Genomic DNA, 23,466 nt, shown 5'->3' with positions numbered 1-23,466 from the left:
CCAGCGCCTAGCGGCTGGTGCGGCTGTAGGCCTGGGCCTTCAGCGAGCGTTCCAGTTCTGCGCGTTCCTCAAGCAGGATGCGCTTGAGGGCGGCCGGTGCGCTCTCATGGCGTTCCAGCCAGCTGGTCGCGGTAGCCAGTGCATGGTTCTGCTCGATGGCGCCCTGGAGATCCTGGTGCCCTGGATACAGCCCCTCGATCACGCGCGTGGCGAATTCCATGCCCATGGTCTCGAAGACCGGCAGGATCGCGGCCCAGTAGCGTTCCTCGAACGATGCCAGCAGGGCGGAGGAACCCATGGTGAAGCCAAGTGCGGTGGCCGAGAGGGCATCGTTGGACAGCTCTCCGTGTTCATCGCGCGCCATCAGCACGGTGTCGAAAGCGGTGTCCTTGGCCTGCGGGTCCGGGCGCGCCGCCAGCGCGGTGCGAACCGAATTCTGCGCCACGCTGGTGGGGTTGGCCTTGGCCGCTTCGTGCATGGACGCCTCGGCGGCCTCGTCGAGCCGGCCGGAAGCGGCCAGCGCGATGTAGGAACCCCACAGCAGCTGCTCATCGACGGTGACCTGGTAGGCATTGGGCTGCTCGCCCAGGAAGGCGTCGAGCACCTCCGGAGCCACGCCGGCACGGGCCAGGCGAACCAGGGTGCGCGCGGTGGTGGTCTGCTGGTCTCCGCCGGCCTCGAACCGGGTGAGCCACCCGGTGAGGGTTGCGGCGGCCTTCTGGCGCAGCTCCGCGCGCAGCTCGGGGGCAACGTACTTGGAAATCGAGGTGGCCAACTGGTCGGTAAGCACCCCGAAGACGCCCGCGTCGGTGACGGCGTGCGCGTGATCGAGGATCGCCTGCACGTAGCTTTGCGCATCCAAGGTGGCCGAACGCACCGCATCCCACAGCGACGCCCAGCAGGTGGCGCGGGGCAGCGAGTCGCCCAGGCCCGAGAGGTGGCCGAGCAAGGTGGCACGCGAAACCGGGTCGAATTCGATCAGCGCATAGGTCTCATCGCCGTCGTTGGGCAGCAGCAGATCCGGGATCCGGCGTCCGACCAGGAAGTCCAGGGCCGCCGATTCGCCGGAGAGCTCCACGTCCACCGAGTCGGTGCGCACCAGCTGGCTCCCGTCCAGCTGGTAGGCGCCGACCGAAAGCACATGCGGGCGGGCGATCTTCTGCCCGGTGACCGGATCGGTGCCCGACTGGATCAGCGATGCCGCGGTGATGGTGCCGTCGGCATCGGTGGTGTACTCGACGTGCAGCTTCGGCACGCCGCTGGTCTTCAGCCAGGCATCCGCCCACTGGCCCATATCGCGGCCGCTGGCCGCTTCGAGCGCTTCGAGGAAGTCATCCAGCGAGGTATTGCCGTAGGCGTGCTTGCGGAAGTAGGCGCGGGCGGCGTCGCGGAAGGCCTCGGCGCCGACAAAGGCGGCCAGCTGCTTGAGCACGCTGGCGCCCTTGGCGTAGGTGATGCCATCGAAATTCTGGTCCGCGGCCAGCAGGTCAGGGATGTCGGCCACGATGGGGTGGGTGGTGGGCATCTGGTCGGCCACGTAGGCCCAGGCCTTGCGGCGCGCCGCGAAGGTGGTCCACGCGGTGGTGAAGTCGGTGGCTTCGTCGTTGGCCAGGGTGCCGATGTAGTCGGCGAAGGATTCCTTGAGCCACAGGTCATCCCACCACTTCATGGTGACCAGGTCGCCGAACCACATGTGCGCCATTTCGTGCATCAGGGTGTTGCCGCGCTGCTCGTACTGGCCTTCGGTGGCATGCGAGGTGAAGACGTAGCGTTCGGTGAAGGTAACCAGGCCCGGGTTTTCCATGGCGCCGAGGTTGTACTCCGGCACGAACGCCGAGTCGTACTTGCCCCACGGGTAGGGGTAGTCGAACAGCTGGTGGTAGTAGTCCAGGCCCTGGCTGGTCAGCTTGATGATCTCGTCGCCGTCGAAGTGCCCGGCCAGCGAGGCGCGGCAGGTGGCGGCCATCTCGATGCTCAGCTCTTCGCCGTCATCCAGCCGCTGGAGGTGCTCGCCGCGCACCACGTGGTACGGTCCGGCCAGCACCGCGGTGATGTAGCTGGAGATCGGGGGAGTCGGGGCGCAGGCCACGGTCTTGGTGCCGTCATCGTGCAGTACCTCATCGACGATCGGCTGGTTGCTGGCCAGATGCCAGGTTGCCGGGCCGGTGAGGGTGAAGCGGTAGCTGGTCTTCAGGTCGGGCTGCTCGAAGCAGGCGAAGACCCGGCGCGCCTCGGAAGGCTCGAACTGGGTGTAGAGGTAGGTTTGCCCATCCTGCGGATCCACGAAGCGGTGCAGCCCCTCGCCGGAGCGCGAGTAGATCGCCCGCCCGGTGATCTTCACGGTGTTCGGCACGTCGGTGCGCAGCTGGTCGAGGTAGATGCGTGCATCGAGCACTGCGGATTCCAGGTCGATCGCGGTGCCGTTGACCAGTACCTCGTCCACGGATTCGTGGATGAAGTCGATGAAGGCCGCCGAATCCTTGGAGCTGAAGTTCAGCGTGGTGATCGAGCTGAAGCTGGTGGCTGTGCGATCGGTGGCATTGGAAAGATCGAGCTGGACCTCGGCGAAGTGCCATTCGATATTCCGTGCGCGCCAGGCCGCTTCGTCGCGCCTGAGGTTTTCATTGGGTGCATAGCGTTGAAGTGTGTCCACCACCCCAGCTTAGCTGTGAAAGGAATGCTTTAGGGTTCTTTTTGCTAAACTTCCCGGCTCGCCAGCAGGGCGCGAATGCCGTGGAAGTGCTCGGAGATCAGCTGCCGGGCGGTTTCCACGTCCTTGGCGCGTACCGCGTCGAGGATATCGCGGTGGTCCTGGGCGGTCTTGGCCGGCTGGGTGATTTCCAGATCGGAGTCGATCGCATCGTAGATGGTGCGGTAGACATCCCAGAACACTCCGAGCAGGTTGGTCAGCAGCTGGTTGCCCAGCGGCTCGAAGAGGATGCGGTGGAAGGCCTTGTCCTGCTCGACGAAGGTCTCCTCGCGCGCCGCGTGCTGCTCCATCTGGCTTACGCACTGCTCCAAGGCCTCCAGGTGCTCGTCGGTGACCGCGCGGATGGCCAGGCCGATCAGGCCGGTTTCCAGTGCCTGGCGGACATCGACCAGCTCACTGGCCTCATGACCATGGTGGCGCAGCGACATCTGCCCGCGGAAGGCGAGGGAGTCATGCAGGGCGTTGAGGTTTTCCTGGGCCACGAACATGCCGAAACCGTGGCGGGTGTCGATGATGCCCAGGGCCTGGAGCACCTTGATCGCCTCGCGCAGGGAGTTGCGCCCCACACCCAGCTCGGCCATGAGTTCCTGCTCGGTGGGCAGCGGGTCCCCGGGCAGCAATCCGCGTTCCAGGATCAGCGCGGTGATGTCATTGGTCAGCGCGCGCAGGCGGGCACGGGCATCTGATCGGCGGGCTGGCATCGTGCTCAACGGATCCTGCTTTCCTCGGCGGGCGGAGAAGTTCATGTGACGCAGTTGACCATGCGGCGTGACGTCCACTACAGTCTAGACCATAGATCGGACATCCTACGTCCTACAACACTCACTCATTTTCCTGGAGGTGGCAAGAATGGCTTTGAACGAAGTAGCCAACAAGCCCTTTGCACGACGAGATTTCCTGAAGATCACCGGCATGGTTGGCGCTGCTGCGGCATTCTCGGCCAGCCTGGCCGCCTGCTCCCCAGGAGCCAGCGGTGGCGCGGGCAGCACCGCAGCTGCCGGCACGGGCACCATCGAGGCAGGCATTTCCTACGCCCTGTCCACCGGTTTCGACCCGATGACCTCCTCCGGCGCGACCCCGTTCGCCGCCAACATGCACATCTTCGAAGGCCTGGTGGACCTGCACCCGGCCACCCGCGAACCCTACCTGGCGCTGGCAGCGGCAGAACCGAAGCAGATTGACGACACCAGCTGGGAAATCACCCTGCGCGACGGGGCCACCTTCCACAACGGGGAAGCGGTCACCATCCAGGACGTCGTCTACTCCTTCGAGCGGGTGCTGGACACCGGCAACGCCTCGCTGTTCGCCCAGTTCATCCCCTTCATCAAGTCGGTGAAGGCCAAGGACGAGAAGACCGTGGCGTTCACGCTGAACTACGCCTTCCCGCTGTTCCCGACCCGCATCTCGGTGGTCAAGATCGTGCCGAAGGCCGTGGCTTCCAAGGACCAGGCCGCCTTCGACGCCGCACCGATCGGCACCGGCCCGTACAAGCTGGTCTCGGCCACCAAGGACGACAAGATCGTCTTCGAGAAGTTCGAGGACTACAACGGCAAGTACCCGGCGACCGCCAGCGGCATGACCTGGTTCCTGCTCTCCGACGCGGCCGCCCGCGTGACCGCCATGGAATCGGGCCGCGTGCAGGCCATCGAGGACGTTCCGTACCTCGACATGGACCGCCTGGCCTCGAAGGCCACGGTGAAGAGCGCCGATTCCTTCGGCCTGCTGTTCCTGATGTTCAACTGCGCCAAGAAGCCATTCGACAACGCCCTGGTCCGCCAGGCACTGCACTACGGCCTGGACACCGAGTCGATCATCAGCACCGCGTTGCTGGGCAACGCCAAGGCTGCCAGCTCCTATGTGCAAGAAAGCCACCCGCAGTACATCAAGGCGGACACGGTCTACGGCTACGACGAGGCGAAGGCCGCGGCGCTGCTGGCCGAAGCCGGCGTGGACAAGCTGGAATTCGAGCTGCTGACCACCGACACCTCGTGGGTCAAGGACATCGCCCCGCTGATCCTCGAATCCTGGAACAAGATCCCGGGCGTGAAGGTCACCATGAAGAACCTGCAGTCCGGCGCGCTGTACACCGACAACGTGGACAGCGGCACCTTCTCGGTGGTGGCCGCCCCGGGCGACCCATCGGTCTTCGGCAACGACCTGGACCTGCTGATGAGCTGGTTCTACCGAGGCGATGTCTGGCCGAAGAACCGCTTCCGCTGGAACGATACGTCCGAATACAAGGAGCTGCAGAAGCAGCTGGACGCGGCCATCCAGACCGATGATTCGAACAAGGCCATGGCGGCGTGGGGCAAGGCGATCAACATCGTCGCCGACCAGGCCCCGCTCTACCCGGTGCTGCATCGCCAGCTGCCATCGGCCTGGGACGAAAACGCGCTGGAAGGCTTCGCGCCGCTGCCAACCACCGGCATCTCCTTTGTCGGCGTGAACCGCAAGGCCTAGCCGGCCCCGGCCCCGCGCAGCAGGCCGGGAGGCACGGCACCCACGCCGTGCCTCCCGGCCCGCACAGCGCAATGACCTGCACACTTCGATACTCGACGGAGCTACTCCATGGGGAATTTCCTCAACCTGCTCTTACGCCGCCTGGCCGCGCTGCCGGTGATGGTCCTTGGCATCTCCGCCATGGTCTTCATCATCATGAAGCTGGCCCCGGGCGATGAAGCCACCTCCGCGCTGGGCGAGGGCGCCTCCGAGGCCGCCAAAGAGGCCTACCGCGAGGAACGCGGCCTGAACGACGCGCTGGTGGTCCAGTACATCAGCTTCATCGGCCGGCTCATCCGCCTGGACTTCGGCCTGACCACCCCGCCAGCCCAATCGGTCTCCCAGATGATCGCCGGCGCATTCCCGCTGACCTTGCAGCTGACCTTCCTGGGCGTGGTCATCGCCGTGGTCATCTCGCTGGCCTTCGGCCTGCTCGGTGCACTGTACCGCGATGGCTGGCCGGACCAGCTGGTCCGCATCTTCTCCATCGCGGCGATCGCCACCCCGTCCTTCTGGCTGGGCATCCTGCTCATCCAGTGGTTCGCCCTGGGTTCCAGCCCGCTGTTCCCCTCCGGAGGAGCGGCCCCCGAAGGATCGGGCCCGGGCACCTGGCTGCTGCATATGGCACTGCCGGCCCTGGCCCTGGCCATCCCGGTCTCCGCCTCGCTCACCCGCGTGGTGCGCACCTCGATGGTCGAGGAACTGGACCGCGACTACGTGCGCACCGCCATCGGCAACGGCGTGCCGCGCGGCGAAGTGATCTCCAAGAACGTGCTGCGCAACGCCCTGGTCACCCCGGTGACCGTGCTCGGGCTGCGCATCGGCTACCTGCTGGGCGGTGCGGTGGTCATCGAGATGATCTTCTCCCTGCCCGGCATGGGACAGCTGATCATGAACGGCATTACCAACAAGGACACCAACCTGGTCCAGGGCGTCACGCTGACCATCGCGATTACCTTCGTGCTCGTGAACATCATCGTCGACTTGCTCTACCTGCTGATCAACCCACGAATTAGGACGGTGTAGGGATGAGCATCATGGCCCCACGCAACAACCTCGTGAACCGCCTTTCCGATTCCGGTGCCCGCTTCAAGGCGCTGCCGGCAGGCTCCAAAATCGCCTTGGCCTTCCTGCTGGCCATTGCCGCGGTGGCCCTCTTCGCCCCGCTGATCGCCCCGCACGACCCGCTGGCTACCGGAATCCCGGCGCAGAAGCCGAGCGCCGAGCACTTCTTCGGCACCGACCGGCTGGGCCGCGACATCTACTCGCGCCTGCTCTTCGGCGCCCAAGCCTCGCTGCTGGTCGGTCTGGGGTCGGTAGCGCTGGCACTGGTCATGGGCGGGCTGCTCGGCGCGCTGGCCGCCACCAGCGCCAAATGGGCCAATGAGACGATCATGCGCATCATGGACATGGTGATGGCTTTCCCGGGCATTGCCCTGGCCGCCGCGCTGCTGGCTTCGCTGGGCAACACCTTGCCGGTGATCATCTTGTCCATCGCGATCATCTACACCCCGCAGATCGCCCGGGTGGTCCGTGCCAACGTGCTGGCCCAATGGGGCGAGGACTATGTGCGCGCCGAACGCGTGATCGGCGCCGGGCGCTTCTACATCCTGGGCACCCACGTGCTGCGCAACTGCGCGGCCCCGGTGATGGTCTTCGCCACCGTGATGGTGGCCGACGCGATCATCCTCGAAGCATCCCTGTCCTTCCTCGGTGCAGGCATCCAGGACCCGGCCCCGAGCTGGGGCAACGTGATCTCCTACGGCCGCACCCTGGTGCTCAACGGCGCGTGGTGGGCGACCACCTTCGCCGGCCTGGTGATCCTGCTGACCGTGCTGGCGCTGAACATGCTGGCCGAAGGCATGACCGATGCGCTGGTGAACACCAAGGGCTCGGCCAGGAAGCAGGCGAAGAAGAACGGCGAACCTGCGCTGGCCAAGGCCAAGGCGGCCGCGGACCCGCAGGCCGCCGAGCGGCTGCGCGGGGAACTGGACCTGCTGGCAGCGGCCGAGGCCCAGCGCACCGACCGCCTGGTGCTCGATACCTCCCAGGGCGCGCCGCGCACCATCCTGGAGGTCAAGAACCTGTCCATCCGCTTCCCGGAGCGCTACGGGGACACCCCGATCGTGCAGGATGTCTCCTTCGCGGTGCGCGAGGGCGAAACCATGGCGCTGGTGGGCGAATCCGGCTGCGGCAAGTCCATCACCTCGCTGGCCATCATGGGGCTGCTGCCGGGGAGCGCCCAGCTCTCCGGTTCCATCACCTTCGAGGGCCGGGAACTGCTGCCGGCCACCTCCGATGGCGGCACCCGGGCCGGGGACGACAAGGTCTACAAGGGCCTGCGCGGCGAGCAGATCGCGATGGTCTACCAGGACGCGCTGTCCAGCCTGAACCCCTCGATGCTCATCGGCGACCAGTTGCGCCAGCTCACCCGCCGCGGCGGACGCAAGACCCCCGAGGAATTGCTCGCCCTGGTCAAGCTGGACGCCAAGCGCACCCTGCGCTCCTACCCGCATGAGCTCTCCGGCGGCCAGCGCCAGCGCGTGCTGATCGCCATGGCCCTCTCGCGCAGCCCCAAGCTGGTGGTCTGCGACGAGCCGACCACCGCGCTGGATGTCACCGTGCAGAAGCAGGTGGTCGACCTGCTCAACGAGCTGCGCGAGCAGCTGGGCTTCGCGATGGTCTTCGTCTCCCACGACCTGGCACTGGTGGCCTCGCTGGCCCACCGGGTCACCGTGATGTACGCCGGCCAGGTGGTGGAGTCCGGTCCGATCAGCGAGGTGCTCTCTGACCCGCATCACGAATACACCCAGGGCCTGCTCGGCGCGGTGCTCTCCATCGAGTCGAAGGCGCAACGCCTGCACCAGATCCCGGGCACCGTCCCCAGCCCGTACGATTTCGCCGCCGGCGACCGCTTCGCCGAGCGTTCGCAGCGTGCCGGCGCCGACCCGGACCAGCACCTGTCCTTCGTCCCGGTGGACGCCGGCAGCGAGCACCGCTGGGCCAGCCACCAGGGCAATGGCAGCCACCTTCAAGGAGCCAGCAAATGAGCAACGCGATCATCGAGCTGCAGGATATCCACGTGCACCACAAGATCCGCGGCGGCAAGCTGTTCTCCCCGCGCCTGATCAAGGCCGTCAACGGGGTGGACTTCGCGGTGCGCCGCGGGCAGACCGTGGGCATCGTGGGCGAATCCGGTTGCGGCAAGTCCACCCTGGCCTCGGTGCTGGTGGGACTGCAGGAACCCACCAGCGGGCAGGTGCTGTTCAACGGCAAGCCGGTGGGCAAGCGCAACGCCGCAGGCCGCAAGGAGTTCGGGCGCAGCGTGGGCGTGGTCTTCCAGGACCCGGGCACCGCGCTGAATCCGCGCATGTCGATCATGGACACGCTCACCGACCCGCTGCGCGTGCATGGCATCGGCAGCGATGCTTCGCGCAAGGCCAAGGCGCTGGAACTGCTTGAGGTGGTGGGCCTGCCGGCTTCGGCGGCCTCGGCCCTGCCCAGCCAGGTCTCCGGCGGCCAGCGCCAGCGCGTGGCCATCGCCAGGGCGCTGGCCCTGGAACCTGCGGTGATCGTGGCCGATGAGCCCACCAGCGCGCTGGATGTCTCGGTGCGGGCGCAGGTGCTGAACCTGCTCACCGACCTGAAATCCGAGCTGAACCTGGGCATGGTGTTCATCTCCCACGATATCCAGACCGTGCGCTATGTTTCGGACACCATCTGCGTGATGAACTCCGGGCAAATCGTCGAGCGAGGCGATGCCGCACAGGTATTCGACGCGCCCACCAATGACTACACCCGCACCCTGTTGGGTGCTGCCCCGGCACTGCTGGAGCACTAACCAATCGCCGCAATTGCGGCACCTAGAGAAAGACCGAATCCCCGTGGCTTACACGAACAACCCGAAGTACTCCGGCGTCATCCCGCCGGTCATCACCCCGCGCACCGCCGATGGCGCCATTGACGCCGCCGGCCTGGACGCCGTGGTGGAACACCTGATCGACGGGGGAGTGGCCGGCCTGTTCGTGCTCGGTTCCTCCGGCGAGGTGCCTTACCTGGCCAATGCCGAACGCGACGCGGTACTCGCCCGGATCGTGGCCGCCAACGCTGGCCGCGTGCCGGTGCTGGTCGGTGCCAGCGAGCAGACCACCGCCCGCGTCATCGACGAGGGCCAGCGCCTGATCGCCCTGGGCGCCGACGCGCTGGTGGTCACCACCCCGTTCTATGCCATCTCCAACGGCCCGGAGATCGAAGCGCACTTCACCGCCATCCACGACACCCTGCAGGTCGACATCTTCGCCTACGACGTGCCGGTGCGCACCCACCACAAGCTGCCGCTGGATGTGGCCATCCGGCTGGCGCAGTCCGGCGCCATCGTGGGCGTGAAGGACTCCTCGGGCGACGACGTGTCCTTCCGCCAGCTGCTGCTGGCCACCAAGGACATCGAGGGCTTCTCGGTGTTCACCGGCCATGAGGTCGTCGTCGACGGGGCACTGCTGGGCGGAGCCCACGGCGTGGTCCCGGGCCTGGGCAACGTGGACCCAGCCGGCTACCGCCGCCTGTTCGAGAAGGCAGTGGCCGGCGACTGGGCCGGCGCCGCGGCCGAGCAGGACCGCCTGGCCCGCGTCTTCGACATCGTCTACACCCCCGATGCTTCCCGGGTGTCGCCAGGGGCTGCGGGCCTGGGCGCCTTCAAGACCGCCCTGGTGGAACTGGGCATCATCTCCAATAACGCCATGAGCGCCCCGATGGCGTCGCTGGATGCCTCCGAGGCCGCCTCGATCCGCGGGATCCTGGCCGAAACCGGCCTGCTGCCGGTGGCCGCCAAGTAGGCCCTGGCCCAGTGCAAGAACAACTAGCAGGCGCCGGCGAGGTGCTCGCCCTGGATCTGGGCGGCACCAAGATCGCCGGCGCCGTAGTGCGCCGCGATGGCACCATCACCGCGCGCAGCCAAGCACCCACACCGGCCCGCGAAGGCTCCGCCGCGATCATCGCGGCCATGGCCGGCGTGGTGCAGCAGCTGCGCGGTGCATGCTCGGCGCAGCCGGCCGGGTTGGGTATCGGCGCCGCCGGGGTCATCGACCCGGAAACCGCGAAGGTGGTATCGGCCACCGATACCCTGGCGGGCTGGGCCGGCACCGACATGGCAGCCGAACTGGGATGGCTCACCGGTTTAGCGGTGCGCGCGGTCAATGACGTGCACGCCCACGGTTTGGGCGAGGCCCGCTTCGGCGCAGGCCGGGGAACCGGCCAGATGATGCTGTTGGCCATCGGCACCGGAATCGGCGGAGCCTACCTGCACGGCGGCCAGCTGGTCACCGGCTTCCACCACGTGGCCGGGCATATGGGGCACATCGATTCGGCCTACGCCACCGGGCTGGAATGCTCCTGCGGACGCACCGGGCATGTGGAGGCGATCGCCGCCGGGCCCGCGATCCACCGGCACTACCAGCGCTTGGCCGGCAACCCGCAAGTGCGCGACACCCAGGCGGTGACCGCGCTGGCCGAAGCCGGCGACGCATTGGCCTATCGGGCATTGCATACCGGAGGCCTGGCCGCAGGCGCCGCCGCCGGATCGCTGGCCAACGTGCTGGACCCGCAGAAAATCGTCATTGCCGGCGGGATGGCCGGGGCGGGGAAGATCTGGTGGGAGGGTCTGCGCGAGGGCTTCGCCGCCAGCGCCATCGACCTGGTGCGGGGCACCGCGCTGGAACCTGCCCGTTTGGGAACCGATGCCGCCCTGATCGGGGCGGCCAGCCTATTCTGGCCACAAGACTAAGAGGAGAAAGACATGTTGCTTTCGGCAGCAGCACTGCAAGCCCTGCGCGGACGGCTGATCGTTTCGGCGCAAGCCTATCCGGGGGAGCCGATGCGCCACCCGCAGACCATGGCGCAGGTGGCTGCCTCGGCGGTGATCGGAGGCGCCGGCGCGGTGCGCGTGCAGGGCATCGCGGATATCCAATTCACTCGTTCGGCCGTCGAGGTGCCGGTCATCGGGCTGTTCAAGGACGGCCATGAGGGCGTGTTCATCACCCCCACCATCCACCACGCCTTGGCGGTGGCCAACGCCGGGGCGCACATCGTGGCCCTGGACGGCACCCGCCGCGAACGGCCCGACGGCAAGAGCCTGGAACAAACCATTAGCGCGGTCCACGAACGGTCTGCCGCCTTGGTAATGGCCGACTGCGGGTCGCTGGACGACGCGCTGGCTGCCGCGCAGGCCGGGGCCGATCTGATCGGCACCACGCTGGCCGGCTACACCGGGGAACGGGACAAGACCGAGGGGCCGGACCTTGAGCTGCTGGGGCAGATCGCAGCAGCGGGCCTGGAGCCGCCATTGATTGCCGAGGGCCGGATCCACACCCCGGCGCAGGCCAAAGCCGCGCTGGATGCCGGCGCGTTCGCCGTGGTGGTGGGCACCGCGATCACCCATCCGGCGAGCATTACCGGATGGTTCGACGCCGCCCTGCGAGGCTAGGCGTTTTCTTCGTGGCTGGTAACTGGCCTACGCTTAAGCGCAGAACCTAATTCCTGCAGATTCGGAGAATCACCCCGTGGACGTCTTTATCAAGGGCCCTTCCAAGCGCGATGTAGCCGGCATGAAAGCGGCCTTCGGCGAGGTGGAAGCCGGGGACGTGATCTCGGTGCTCTACAAGACCGCCCGCTTCGGCAACTTCCTGATCACCGGTGCCGCGCACGCCACGGTGCTCGACGACGTCATGGTCGGCGGGCTGAACGCGGCCGCTGCCAAGAAGAAAGCCAAAGACGCCGACGGCGGCGAAACCATGGCCCGCCAGCCTGATAAGGACGTGCGCTCATTCCCCGCAGTCTTCGAAGGCGAGTTCGCCCCGGAAGACGTTGAAGTTTCCGAGCTGTCCCACGGCGATTTGGTTGCCGCATCCTTCAGCCAGGAACCCTACGGTGATTTCGTGATTACCGGCGTGGTCACCGAGGCCGAAAATGATCGCGGCTACCTGATGGTCGGTCCGTGGATCCTGCAAACCGCCGACGGCGCGCCGCCGCGGTTGCTGTCGGTTCAGCGCGTGGCGGCCAACGGCACGCACGTGGCCCCGGTGCCTACGCGCCGCGGCCTGGTCGAGGTAGACGGACTGTAGCCAGCAAAGAGTTCAACAGGCCCCGGTGGATGAAATTATTTTTCATTCACCGGGGCCTGTGCCCTTATTTGGGTCGTTGGGGTGCAGCGAACTGATTATTGCTTTCAAAACCTACGAGGCGCGCGCATGATTATGACTAACTTAGCCAAGTGAATCGGCCCGTGTTTCGTGCCGCTTGTATCTTGGGCTGTCCAGACGGACTCAGGATGTGTCTTATTTGTCCTTCCTCATCGCTACGATCCGAATATGGATAAGTTTATGGACTCAATCGGGCAGCTGCGTTTGAGCCGGAAGTTCAACTGGTTTAACGCCACCGAGCTTGATGCCTTCTTGGAGGATGAAGTGGCTCCGGAGGAAATCTGGTGGGGCACCAGCCGGCATGACGAGCTGCATAAGCTCGAATCGGTGGCCCAGATCCCCTCAATATTGCGCATGGTGCGTGAATGGGGAGAAAACTATTCCTTTGAAAACAATCCGATGACCAAGTATGCCCAAGGCACCAAGCTTTCTGATGGGAACTACACTTTGGAGCTCGCTGTCGTTGGCCATCAGGCATGCAACATCAGGGTCGGCTACGGTGCCGACCCGGACTCTCTGTCGAGCCATCCTGATACGGACATGGAATTCGAAGGCCCACAATCCTTGAACATCGCCCAGGTCACCGAAGTGCTCGGCCAGTGGTTGCTAGGCCGAGGTCTTCCCGCCGGGTATGGCGGCAGCATCCATATCTACGGGTAGCCCACAACGCTGAAAACGGTACTGGGAAGCCTTCTGGCATCCTGAGTACGAGGACCATGCCGCGACGCTGGCAAATGCCTTGCCGGTCGAAAAGGAGTTGATGATCGCAGGCACTGTCCTCGACCAACGGACCTCGCAGCCCTACGAAGACCAGGTATGTTGGTTAGCTCTTCGCATTGGACCTAGCCGCGCAGCACCTGGCCGATGATCTCCACTCCCTGGCTGAAGGCTCCGGGATTCGGGCCGGCAAAGTTCAACCGCAAAAAGCGTCCGGTCGGCTCGGCAGGGAACCAGCTGTCGCCGGCCGCGATCGCTACACCGCGCAGCTCGCAGTCGCGCACCAGCTGTGCCGGATTAGCTGTATCGGGCAGCCGTACCCAGAGGTTCAGCCCGCCTCGGGGGATCTGTTCAACCTGGGCTTCGGGCAGATGCTGCGCCAAAGCATCCAGGACCAGGTCCCTGCGGGTTGCCAGCTGCTGGCGCACGGAGCGCAAATGGGTGCGCCACCCGGGTTGCGTGACCACATCCAATGCGACCGCTTGCAGCGGGCCGCTGACATACATCGATTGCGCTTGGTTGTCGGCCAGGATCCGTTCACGTGCCGGGCCCCTGGCAATTACCCCGGCCACGCGCACTGCAGGGGAAACGCTCTTGGTCAGGGATCGCAGATACACCACATGGCCGCTGTCATCACGGGCGGCGACCGGTGAAGAATCCACGTCGATCCCGAAATCCTTGGCCCAGTCATCTTCCACCAGGAACGCGCCGCGATGCTTCAGGATCTCCAGTACCCGCAGCGAAACCTCGGGCGACCAGCGGGCGCCGGTGGGGTTGGCGAAATTCGGGTGCGCGTAGAAAGCGCGAGCCCCGGTTTGCTCGAAAGCACGGTCCAATACCTCGGTGTCCGGACCGTGCGGCCCAGCGGGAATGGGGATGAGCTGCACGCCGACCTGCGCGGCAGCCAGGATGGCGCCCCAGTAGGTGGGGGATTCGATGAGCATCGGCTTTCCGGACCCAACCAGCGAGCGGAAGATCGACCCCAGTCCGCTTTGGCTGCCCGGGAGCACGACAACATCGCTGGCCGCCGGGGCGCTCAGTCCCGGCGCGGTGATCGCCCCGAGTTCGCTGGCGAACCAGCTTTGCAGCTCCGGCAATCCCGCGGCTTCGGTGCGCTGGAGCACGGCGTCGCTGCGTGCAACTCGGGCGAAGGCGCTGCGCACCAGGCGTTCAGGCAGCAGCTCGCGATCCGGGTATCCAGAATGCAAGGAGATGACGTCATTGGGTGTCGCCCGCTGGGCGGCGGCCAACTCCGGCAACGGGCGATGGACGACCCCCAGCGCGGCGGTTTGCCAGGCGTAGTCGTGCGCCCGGGCTACCGGTTGCTTGCGGATGAAGGTGCCGATACCGGGGCGTGACTCAACGACGCCTTGGCCGATGAGCGTGCGCAAAGCCTTTTGCACCGTGACCGGGCTGACTTCGTGTTCCGCCACCAGAGCACGCGTGGAGGGCAACTGGCTCCCGGCAGGGGCTGCCGCAATCCACTCTTGGAGTTTCGCAACCACACGCTCACTGCTACTGTTAAACATGAAGCTACATAGTACCGCTACTGTCAATAATCGACAACCGCTATCCACCCCGGGTGCCGGACTGCTCTGGGGGCTACTGGGCGTTCTCGCTTTCTCCTTCACCGTGCCCTTCACCCGCATCGCCGTAGAGCACGGCCACCTGCATCCGCTGTTTGCCGGTGCAGGGCGATCGGTGATCGCCGCAGCGCTAGCCATCGCCGCACTCTGGTTGACCGGCCAGAAATTTCCTACGCGGCCGCAATGCTGGCGGCTGCTTGTCGTCGCCGGGGGAGTCGTCGCCGGGTTTCCGCTGCTGACCTCTTTTGCAATGACCTCGGCTCCGGCCAGCCACGGTGCGGTAGTCATCGCCATCTTGCCTGCGGCGACGGCAGTTGCCGCAGTGCTGCGCACCAAGGAACGCCCGAGCACCAGGTTCTGGATTGCGGCAGCTGCCGGGGCACTGGCCGCCCTGGCTTTTGCGGCTGTGCAAGGTGGCGGGCTGGGCGGGCTGCACGGAGCAGACCTGCTGCTTTTCGGCGCCGTACTGGCTTGCGCTATCGGCTACGCGGAAGGCGGCCTGCTCTCGCGCGAGCTCGGCTCGTGGCAAACCATCTCCTGGGCGCTGGTTCTCGCATCTCCGGTGATGCTGACGCTCGCCACCGTCTCAGCGGTCCAGCACCCGCCCACGGCGACACCCGGCGAGTGGGCCGCCTTCGCCTATCTCGGTGTCGTGAGCATGTTCTTGGGCTTCATCGCGTGGTACCGGGGATTGGCCATCGGGCCGATGGCGCAGGTGAGCCAGGTGCAATTGGCGCAACCGGTGATGACCATCTGCTGGGCGGGCTTGCTGCTGCACGAATCCATCGGTTGGCCCACCGTTGTGGGCGGATGCGCGGTCATCCTCTGCGCACTGCTCGCCGTAAGATCGAGGAACCAGCGCATCATTAAGGAGAACGGATCATGAGCTTGGCAGCGAAGAATAACGCGGCGCTGGCAACTGCGTGGACCGGGCTCAGCGCCTTCCCGCTCACGCCCTTGCGCGATGACCGGCTCGACGAGCCGGCATTCATTGGCCTGGTGCAGCGGCTAGTGCGGGCCGAGGTGGATTCGATCACCGTGCTGGGCTCAACTGGCTCGTATATGTACCTGGATCGCGCCGAGCGCCGGCGCGTCATCGAGCTGGCCGTGCAGCATGCGGACCGGATCCCGGTGCTTGCTGGCGTGGGTGCGCTGCGCACTTCCCGCGTCCTGGAACATATTGGCGATGCCCGGGACGCCGGTGCCGTCGGCGTGCTGCTGGCCCCGGTGGGCTATCAGCAGCTGAATGACGATGAGGTCTTCGCTTTGTTCAAGGCGGCCAGTGAACACAGCGAGTTGCCGGTCATTGTCTACGACAATCCCCGGACCACCCACTTCGCCTTCAGCAACCGGCTCTACGGGCGTATCGCGCAGCTGCCCGGGATCGTGTCAATCAAGATTCCCGGGGTTCCGGCCGATCCGGTGCAGGCCAAGGAGCATGTGGCCGCAATTCGTGCGGTGCTGCCCGAACACGTGGGTATCGGCGTATCGGGCGACGCTTTAGGGGCAGCTGGCCTGATCGCAGGATGCAACGCGTGGTTTACCGCGGTGGGCGGAACCGTTCCGGCTCCGATGGTGGCAATAACCCGTGTCGTGCAGGCAGGAGACCCGCAAAAGGCGTTGGCGATCTCAGCGAGACTGGAGCCGCTGTGGGAGCTGATGGCACACTGCGGCGGGAGCCTTAGGGTCAGTGCCGCCATCGCCGAGCATTTCGGCTGGGTAGCTGAAGATTGTTTGCCGCTGCCGGTTCAGGCGGTGAGCCCGAAAGAGCGGGAGCTGGTAGCCAAGGTGGTGGACGAGCTTTCACTGGGGGCTGGCTAGTTTGCCGGTGCCAAAAGGCAGCGGCGATCTGGTTCGCCGCCGTCCCTCGGGGTAGGCTGTGGCGTACCTTCGAGCGAAAGCGAACCGATTCCCATGCCGCGACCCATTCGATTCGACCATGTAGGCATCACCGTTGCCGACCTCGAGATGGTGACCGGCTTCTTTGTCAGCCTGGGGCTGGAAGTGGAAGGCCGGGCGAACGGGCTTGAAGGCGAGTTCCTGGAGACCGTCTGCGCTGTGCCCGACTCGCGCACGAATATCGTGATGCTCAAGGCTCCCGGATCCAATGTGGGAATCGAGCTGTCGAGTTTCGAAAGACCAGCGCACCTGCCGGGAAACCGTGCGGCGATGGCCAATGAATTGGGACTGCGTTCGATCGCTTTCGAGCTCGATGACCTGCAGGCCACGGTGGATGACTTGAACCAGCACGGCTATCCGCTGATCGGCGGCATCGGACACTATGAAGGCGTGTGGAAAATGGCATACATTCGCGGACCTGAGGGGATCATTGTGGCGCTGGCCCAGCGCTTGAACGGTTAACCACCCGATGCCCGCACCCAGAATGCTTTGGGATACGGGCATCGGCGTGGCTACGGGTTAGCCCTTGGCTTTCTGCAGCGACTTTTCGCTGACCGGCGCGTCATCGCTGGCGCGCAGCTTGCGGAAGTACTCCATGGCCTCGTCCTGGCGCTCGGCTTCGACGCCCGAGGAGATGTCCGCGCGCAGGTGGTCCTGGGTGTAGGCGAAGGCCTCGACCAGGTCCTGTGCGTGCGGGCGCAGGCGGGCGAGCAGGCGGTTGAGGTAGCCGGGCAGGGTGCGGGCACGCTGCATGGAGAGCAAGCCGTGGGACAGGTACCAGCCCAGGTCGTCTTCGACCAGGCTCAGGGCGAAGACATCGCGCAGCCAGGTCAGCACCTCCTTGGTGGCAGCATCGCCGGTCTGCTCCAACGCGGCGGTGAACGCTTCCCAGCGCAAGAGCTGGCCGTGGTCGCGTGCCGCGGAGATCAGCAGGTCCTGGTTCTCGTTGAATGCCGCGGCGCCCTTGGCCTTGTCCTTGCCGGCAGCACGCAGGGCGCCGGCAACTTCGGCCACCTTGGTGTTGATGCGGTCGGTGAGCAGGGCACGCTGGTTCTCCGGGTCCTTGAAGAAGTTGGCGCTCTTGCGCTCATCGGAGATATCGGCGAAAGCCTGGCCGACGCTGCGCAGGCCCGAACGGTGCAGCGCAGTGGTGCCCACCTGCTTGGCCACGTACAGAGCCATCGCGCCGGTGTCCAGCTTGCGGAATTCGGCGGCGTAGTCGGTGAGCAGGCGCTTGCCCACCAGCTGCAGCAGCACGTTGTTATCGCCCTCGAAAGTCACGTAGACATCGAGGTCAGCGTAGAGCTGGGTGAAGCGATTCTTGGCGATGTACCCGGCGCCACCGCAGGCCTCGCGGGCCTCCTGCAAGGTGTCCAGCGCATCCCAGGTGCTCAGCGGCTTCAATGCAGCGGCCAGGGTTTCCAAATCCTGGCGGTCCGTGTCGGTGTCTTCGCGGCCGGAGAAGACCGCGTCGAACTTCTCCAGCAGCCCATCGTGGGCGAAGGAGGCAGCGTAGGTGCGGGCCAGGCGGGTGAGCAGCCGGCGCTGGTGGCGCTGGTAGTCCAGCAAGGTGGTTTCCTCGGTGTCCGAGGTGGAGTTGAACTGGCGGCGCTGGTTGCCGTAGGTGATCGCGATCTGCAGGGCGATCTTCGAGGCGTTGGTGGCGGCGCCGTCCAGCGAGACGCGGCCCTGGACCAGGGTGCCGAGCATGGTGAAGAAGCGGCGTCCCGGGGAGGGAATCGGCGAGGAATAGGTGCCGGTTTCATCCACGTTGCCGTAGCGGTTGAGCAGGTTGGTGCGCGGCACGCGGACGTTGGTGAAGTGCAGCCGGCCGTTATCGATGCCGTTCAGCCCGCCCTTCAGCCCGTCATCTTCGCCTCCGATGCCTTCAAGGAAGTTGCCTGCTTCATCGCGGATCGGCACGTAGAAGCAGTGCACGCCGTGGTTCACGCCCTTGGTGATCAGCTGCGCGAAGACGGTGGCGGCCTTGCCGTGCAGGGCGGCGTTGCCCAGGAATTCCTTCCAGGCGGCCTTGAACGGAGTATGGATGACGAACTCATCGGTGGCTTCGTCGTAGGTAGCGGTGGTGCCCACCGCGGCCACGTCGGAGCCGTGGCCGATTTCGGTCATGGCGAAGGCGCCGGGGGTGTCCAGGTTCATCGCGCCGGGCAGCCAGGCCTTGTGGTGCTCTTCGGTACCCAGGTGCAGGATCGCCCCGGCGAACAGGCCCCACTGCACACCGGCCTTGATCTGCAGCGACGGGTCGGCGGCGACCAGTTCCTCGAAGGCGGCGATGGAGCCGCCGTGGTCATTCTGTCCACCGAATTCAGTGGGAAAGGCGCGCTGGACGGCTTCCTGCTGCACCAGGATGCCCAGCTGGCCCAGAACGCGTTCGCGGTGCTCATCCATGCCCAGCAGCGGGTCGCGCTGCAGCTGCGGGTCCGCGGCGCGGGCGCGAGAGGCCTTGCGGATTTCGGCATAGGGGCCGAAGAGCTGTTCGGACAGGGCGTTGACGTTGATGCGGTTCTCGCTCATGACGTACCTTTCATTTCGGTGGTGAGTCGGGTTGGGAGTGCACCTGGGTGCTTTAGTTGGTTTTCGGGGTCCGGGTGGAGGCGATGCCATAGGCCAGCCAATTGGTCAGTTCCGCGGCCAGCGACGGCAATGCCGGCTTGTTGGCGGAATCCGGTTGGCGCAGCCACTGTTCGCCGGCCGCGCGGACCATGCCCAGCGCCGCGCGCGGCCACAACTCCAGGGTCGCGGAAGTGGCGCGCTGGTCATAGAGCTTGAGCAGGCGTTCGCTCATCAAGCTGGATGCCTCTTCGAAGAAGGTGCTCAGGGCGCCAGCGGATTCATCGTCGGCGCAGCGCGGGGCCGATGTCACGAAGAAGTACAGGTTCGGGCTGTTGGCTGCCAGCTCCAGGTAGGAGGAAACCATGGCGTGCAGGGCGCTGATTTCGTCTTCCTTGGCCAGGCCTGCGGCGATGACGCGTTCGCGGAAGTCGTTGATCACCATGGCGCTCAGTGCCTGGCGCAGGCCCTCCTTGTCGCCGAAGTACCGGTAGTACACCGGTTTGGAAGTTTTCGCGTGACTGGCGATGTCTTCCATGGAGACCTGCGGGCCGAGCTTGTGCACGGCCTTGCGCGCCAGCTTGAGCAGTTCTTCGTGGCGCGCGGTGCGATGCGCTTGCCAGCGAGCTGCCCGGCCGTCGGTCTCGCGGTCGATTTCCCCAGTGATCTTGTTCACGTAACTCACAGTATCATGTACTCTTGGTTACAGTAATACTTGTCACACCAGAATATTTGTAGGAGTTCAACGAACATGAGCCAGCCCTCTGTGCGCAATGCCGTGATCATCGGTGGCAACCGCATTCCCTTCGCCCGTTCCAATACCGCCTACGTCAATGCGTCCAACCAGGACATGTTCACTGCAGCACTCGAGGGCCTGGTCGCCCGCTTCGGCCTGCAGGGACAGCGCATCGGCGCCGTCGCCGGCGGCGCGGTGCTCAAGCATTCCAAGAACTTCAACCTGATCCGCGAATCGGTGCTCGGCTCCTCGCTGGATCACGCCACCCCTGCCTATGACGTGCAGATGGCTTGCGCCACCGGCATGGAAGCCATCGGCTCGCTGGCCAACAAGATCAAGCTGGGACAGCTCGATTCCGCCATCGGCGGCGGCGTGGACACCACCTCCGACGCGCCGATCGCCGTCTCGGATGCGCTGCGCGGCATCCTGATGGAGCTTTCCCGCGCCCGCAGCACCAAGGCCAAGCTCGCCGCGCTGGCCAAGCTGCGCCCAGGCCATCTGGCCCCCGCAGCCCCCGGCACCGGCGAACCGCGCACCGGCCTGTCCATGGGCGACCACCAGGCAATCACCACCAAGAAGTGGGGCATCACTCGCGAGGCCCAGGATGAACTGGCCCTGGCCAGCCACCAGAACCTGGCCGCCGCCTACGACCGCGGTTTCTTCAACGACCTGGTCACCCCGTTCAACGGCCTGTCCAAGGACAACAACCTGCGCGCCGACTCCACCATGGAAAAGCTGGGCAAGCTCAAGCCCGCCTTCGGCAAGAACCTGGGCGATGCGGCGACCATGACCGCCGGAAACTCCACCCCGCTGACCGACGGCGCCTCGGCCGTGCTGCTGGGCAGCGAAGACTACGCGCAAGCCAACGACCTGCCGATGCTGGCCAATTTCGTGGACTTCGAAGCGGCGGCAGTGGACTTCGTGCACGGTGCCGAGGGCCTGCTGATGGCTCCGGCCTACGCCACCGCCCGGATGCTGGAGCGCAACAACCTCACCTTGCAGGACTTCGATTTCTACGAGATCCACGAGGCCTTCGCGGGCACCGTGCTCTCGACGCTCAAGGCGTGGGAGGACGAGGAATTCTGCCGCGAGAAGCTGGGGCTGGATGCCCCGCTGGGCGCCATCGACCGGTCGAAGCTGAACGTGAACGGCTCCTCGCTGGCCGCAGGGCACCCCTTCGCCGCCACCGGCGGGCGCATCATTGCCAGCACCGCGAAAATGCTGCATGAAAAGGGCTCGGGCCGCGCGCTGATTTCGGTCTGCGCCGCAGGTGGCCAGGGCGTCGTCGCAATTCTGGAGGCTCGCAGCTAATGGCGGACAAGTACATGGAACTGGTTAATTCCGGGATCACCAAGAAGCTGGCCACCCTGCTGGGCTTGCCGCGTCCTCCGCGCTTGCGCCGCTACAGCCCCGATGCGCCACTGCTGCCCGGCCCGGTGCTGGTGCTCGGTGCCTCGTCCAAGGCCCAGGACCTGAGCGACACCCTGGTCGACTGGGGGCTGGATGTGCGCCGGCACGACGCCGGCGATGCCAAGCTCGGCGGGCTGGTGCTGCTGCTCGATGAACTCGAGCACCCAACCGAGCTGTCGCCGCTGATGCTGGCGGCCGGCCAGGCATTGCGCAAGCTGCTGCCAGGCGGCCGCGTGGTGGCCTTCTCCCGTCCCGCCAGCGATGACGATGCGCCGGAGCTTTCCGCCGTGCGCCAGGGCATCGACGGCATCGTGCGCTCGATGGGCCGCGAAATGCGCGGGGGAGCCACCGCCAACGGCATCGTGCTTGCCCAAGGCACCAGCGTTGCCAGCCCTAGTGCGCTGGCCGCGCTGCGCTTCTTCTTCTCCGGGCGCAGCGCCTACGTGGACGGCCAGTTCCTTTCCGTGCGCACCAATGATGGCGTGCTGCCTGCCGACTTCGCCAAGCCGCTGGCCGGCAAGGTCGCGGTGGTGACCGGTGCCGCTCGCGGCATCGGCGCGGCCATCGCCAAGACGCTGTCCCGCGACGGCGCGCAGGTGGTTGTGGTGGATATGCCTGCTGCCGGCGAATCGCTAGCCAAGGTCGCCAACTCCATCGGCGCCACCGCCTTGCAGCTGGATGTCACCGCCCAGGATGCCGCCCAGCAGATCATGGACCATGCGATCGGCCGCCATGGCTCGCTGGATCTGGTGATCCACAATGCCGGCATCACCCGGGACAAGCTGCTGGCCAATATGGATGCCGGCCGCTGGGACTCGGTGATTGCCGTGAACATCGCTTCGCAGCTGCGCATGAATGAAGCCTTCCTGGCAGCCAAGCTGCCCGGTTTGCGCATCGTTTCGCTGGCTTCCACCTCCGGCATTGCCGGCAACCGCGGCCAGACCAACTATGCAGCCTCCAAGGGCGGGGTGATCGGCATGGTGCACGCCAGCGCCAAGCTGTTTGCAGAAAATGGCGGCTCCATCGCCGCTGTGGCTCCCGGGTTCATCGAGACCGAGATGACCGCGAAGATCCCGCTGGGTACCCGCACCGTTGCCCGCATGGTTCTGCCTTCGCTGATGCAAGGCGGTCTGCCGGTAGACGTTGCCGAGGCGATTAGCTTCCTCGGGTCCGATGCCGCAGCCGGGTTGAACGGCCAGGTGCTGCGGGTCTGTGGCCAATCGCTGGTAGGTGCCTAGATGGGTGCGCAGATCGTCACCGGGATTCCCTCGATGGCCTCGGTCTATGCCAAGGCCGTGAAAACCCTGAAGCGGAAGCCGAAGAACCCGGTGCTGCCCGAAACCGTCCTGGTCTTCCAGGGCGCCAAGGCCGATCCGGTGAAACTCGCCGAGTTCCGCCAGGCCGTAGGCGCGCCGATGAACGGCGTGCTGCCCAGCCTCTACCTGCACTCGCTGGCTTTCCCGCTGGCTATGTCCTTGATGGTGCAAGATGATTTCCCCATGCCGCTGCTGGGCATGATCCACCTGTCCAACCAGGTCGACGTGGACCAGCCGCTGGGGGAGCACGAAGCATTCGATATCGAGGTGCACAGCGAGAACCTTTCGGCCCATCCCCATGGGGCCACCTCCGACTTGGTGATGCGCCTCGTCGTGGACGGGCAGGACCGGGTGCTGCTGCGCAGCACGTTCTTGGCCAAGGGCGTGCGGCTCGAGGGCCGCACACCGGAGAAGAGCGCGCATCCGGCCTTTGCCGCACCGCAGCGTACCGCGAGCTGGAAACTGGATCAGGGAACGGGACGTCGTTGGGCCGCAGTAGCCGGCGACTACAACCCGATTCACCTGTCCGCGCTCAGCGCCAAGGCGTTGGGCATGCCAGCGGCTATTGCCCACGGCATCTACCTGGCAGCCCGGGCATTGGCGGGGATCGAACCAGCCAACGGAACGTACCACTGGAGCATCGAGTTCAAGACCCCGGTAGTGCTTCCGGCATCGGTTGACCTGGCCTTCCAGCCGCAAGCCGATGGGTACAAGGTCCACGCGTGGAATGCACGCAAGTCCAAGCCCCACTTCGAGCTGGATCTGGTGCGGAGCTAGGCTCCACCGCTAGTGCCTTGGCCTTCAATGGATTTCCAATGAAGGCCAAGGC

At 65.8% G+C, this 23,466-nt stretch carries 20 protein-coding genes; 15 read left to right on the top strand and 5 right to left on the bottom strand.

The annotated features are described in order from the left end of the window. Nucleotides 1-7: 7 nt before the first annotated feature. Together pepN and M2368_RS04445 are read right to left on the bottom strand one after the other, a co-directional pair. Nucleotides 8-2,653 carry an aminopeptidase N gene (gene pepN, locus M2368_RS04450; protein ID WP_498724053.1) on the bottom strand — a complete coding sequence of 882 codons (2,646 nt, stop codon included), beginning with the start codon at nt 2,651-2,653 and terminating at the stop codon, nt 8-10. Nucleotides 2,654-2,697: 44 nt separating this feature from the next. Next, nucleotides 2,698-3,456, bottom strand: coding sequence for a FadR/GntR family transcriptional regulator (locus M2368_RS04445; RefSeq protein ID WP_286172099.1), 759 nt, complete (start codon nt 3,454-3,456; stop codon nt 2,698-2,700). A 103-nt stretch (nt 3,457-3,559) separates the two neighbouring features. On the opposite strand from M2368_RS04445, the gene M2368_RS04440 reads away from it, so the two are divergent. The 9 genes from M2368_RS04440 to M2368_RS04400 all read left to right on the top strand — a co-directional run bounded on the left by M2368_RS04440 (nt 3,560) and on the right by M2368_RS04400 (nt 13,062). Next, nucleotides 3,560-5,170 (top strand): ABC transporter substrate-binding protein, encoded by a 1,611-nt coding sequence (locus tag M2368_RS04440; RefSeq protein ID WP_332488903.1) that lies wholly within the window; start codon nt 3,560-3,562, stop codon nt 5,168-5,170. 108 nt (nt 5,171-5,278) lie between these two features. Continuing rightward, nucleotides 5,279-6,235, top strand: coding sequence for an ABC transporter permease (locus tag M2368_RS04435; RefSeq protein ID WP_332488901.1), 957 nt, complete (start codon nt 5,279-5,281; stop codon nt 6,233-6,235). An 11-nt stretch (nt 6,236-6,246) separates the two neighbouring features. Further along, complete coding sequence (locus M2368_RS04430) at nt 6,247-8,259, top strand: dipeptide/oligopeptide/nickel ABC transporter permease/ATP-binding protein (RefSeq protein ID WP_332731074.1); 2,013 nt, start codon at nt 6,247-6,249, stop codon at nt 8,257-8,259. Then, nucleotides 8,256-9,050 (top strand): ABC transporter ATP-binding protein, encoded by a 795-nt coding sequence (locus M2368_RS04425; RefSeq protein ID WP_498724052.1) that lies wholly within the window; start codon nt 8,256-8,258, stop codon nt 9,048-9,050. Before M2368_RS04430 ends, M2368_RS04425 begins: the two co-directional genes overlap by 4 nt. A 43-nt stretch (nt 9,051-9,093) precedes the next feature. Continuing rightward, nucleotides 9,094-10,041, top strand: coding sequence for a dihydrodipicolinate synthase family protein (locus tag M2368_RS04420; RefSeq protein WP_498724051.1), 948 nt, complete (start codon nt 9,094-9,096; stop codon nt 10,039-10,041). An 11-nt stretch (nt 10,042-10,052) separates the two neighbouring features. Beyond that, a complete protein-coding gene (locus tag M2368_RS04415; RefSeq protein WP_498724050.1) occupies nt 10,053-10,988 on the top strand; it encodes an ROK family protein in 936 nt (311 codons plus the stop codon). A 12-nt stretch (nt 10,989-11,000) separates the two neighbouring features. Continuing rightward, on the top strand, nt 11,001-11,687 hold the full coding sequence (locus M2368_RS04410) for an N-acetylmannosamine-6-phosphate 2-epimerase (protein ID WP_332727435.1): 687 nt from the start codon (nt 11,001-11,003) through the stop codon (nt 11,685-11,687). Nucleotides 11,688-11,763: 76 nt separating this feature from the next. Further along, on the top strand, nt 11,764-12,324 hold the full coding sequence (locus M2368_RS04405; protein ID WP_332727436.1) for a hypothetical protein: 561 nt from the start codon (nt 11,764-11,766) through the stop codon (nt 12,322-12,324). Nucleotides 12,325-12,570: 246 nt separating this feature from the next. Further along, nucleotides 12,571-13,062, top strand: coding sequence for a hypothetical protein (locus tag M2368_RS04400; protein WP_498724049.1), 492 nt, complete (start codon nt 12,571-12,573; stop codon nt 13,060-13,062). A gap of 182 nt (nt 13,063-13,244) precedes the next feature. Here M2368_RS04400 and M2368_RS04395 read toward each other — a convergent pair whose 3' ends face one another. Continuing rightward, a complete protein-coding gene (locus M2368_RS04395) occupies nt 13,245-14,648 on the bottom strand; it encodes an aminotransferase-like domain-containing protein (RefSeq protein WP_332727439.1) in 1,404 nt (467 codons plus the stop codon). Between M2368_RS04395 and M2368_RS04390 the strand changes: the two genes are divergently transcribed. The 3 genes from M2368_RS04390 (at nt 14,647) to M2368_RS04380 (ending at nt 17,066) form a co-directional block, all read left to right on the top strand. Then, entirely contained in the window at nt 14,647-15,591 is a 945-nt protein-coding gene (locus M2368_RS04390) for a DMT family transporter (protein ID WP_332727440.1), read from the top strand. The two genes, M2368_RS04395 and M2368_RS04390, sit on opposite strands and share 2 nt — an antisense overlap. Beyond that, nucleotides 15,588-16,526, top strand: a complete 939-nt coding sequence (locus M2368_RS04385; protein ID WP_498724048.1) for a dihydrodipicolinate synthase family protein — start codon at nt 15,588-15,590, stop codon at nt 16,524-16,526. Before M2368_RS04390 ends, M2368_RS04385 begins: the two co-directional genes overlap by 4 nt. A 93-nt stretch (nt 16,527-16,619) precedes the next feature. Next, nucleotides 16,620-17,066: a VOC family protein gene (locus M2368_RS04380; RefSeq protein WP_105657817.1), complete on the top strand. Its 447-nt coding sequence runs from the start codon at nt 16,620-16,622 to the stop codon at nt 17,064-17,066. Between the two features lie 57 nt (nt 17,067-17,123). Here the strand turns inward: M2368_RS04380 and M2368_RS04375 are convergent, their stop codons facing one another. Beyond that, nucleotides 17,124-19,139, bottom strand: coding sequence for an acyl-CoA dehydrogenase family protein (locus M2368_RS04375; protein ID WP_498724047.1), 2,016 nt, complete (start codon nt 19,137-19,139; stop codon nt 17,124-17,126). A gap of 52 nt (nt 19,140-19,191) precedes the next feature. Next, a complete protein-coding gene (locus tag M2368_RS04370) occupies nt 19,192-19,851 on the bottom strand; it encodes a TetR/AcrR family transcriptional regulator (RefSeq protein WP_498724046.1) in 660 nt (219 codons plus the stop codon). 75 nt (nt 19,852-19,926) lie between these two features. Between M2368_RS04370 and M2368_RS04365 the strand changes: the two genes are divergently transcribed. Genes M2368_RS04365 through M2368_RS04355 form a run of 3 tightly spaced genes read left to right on the top strand, consistent with a single transcriptional unit; the run spans nt 19,927 to nt 23,414 of the window. After that, nucleotides 19,927-21,222 (top strand): acetyl-CoA C-acetyltransferase, encoded by a 1,296-nt coding sequence (locus M2368_RS04365; protein WP_105657820.1) that lies wholly within the window; start codon nt 19,927-19,929, stop codon nt 21,220-21,222. Then, entirely contained in the window at nt 21,222-22,559 is a 1,338-nt protein-coding gene (locus M2368_RS04360; RefSeq protein WP_498724045.1) for a 3-oxoacyl-ACP reductase, read from the top strand. Before M2368_RS04365 ends, M2368_RS04360 begins: the two co-directional genes overlap by 1 nt. Then, a complete protein-coding gene (locus M2368_RS04355; protein WP_105657822.1) occupies nt 22,560-23,414 on the top strand; it encodes a MaoC family dehydratase in 855 nt (284 codons plus the stop codon). The last annotated feature ends 52 nt before the right edge of the window (nt 23,415-23,466 follow it).

The sequence above is a fragment of the Arthrobacter sp. JUb119 genome (assembly GCF_024807995.1).
Lineage (GTDB): Bacteria > Actinomycetota > Actinomycetes > Actinomycetales > Micrococcaceae > Glutamicibacter.
This window is presented reverse-complemented; position numbering and strand designations above follow the sequence as displayed.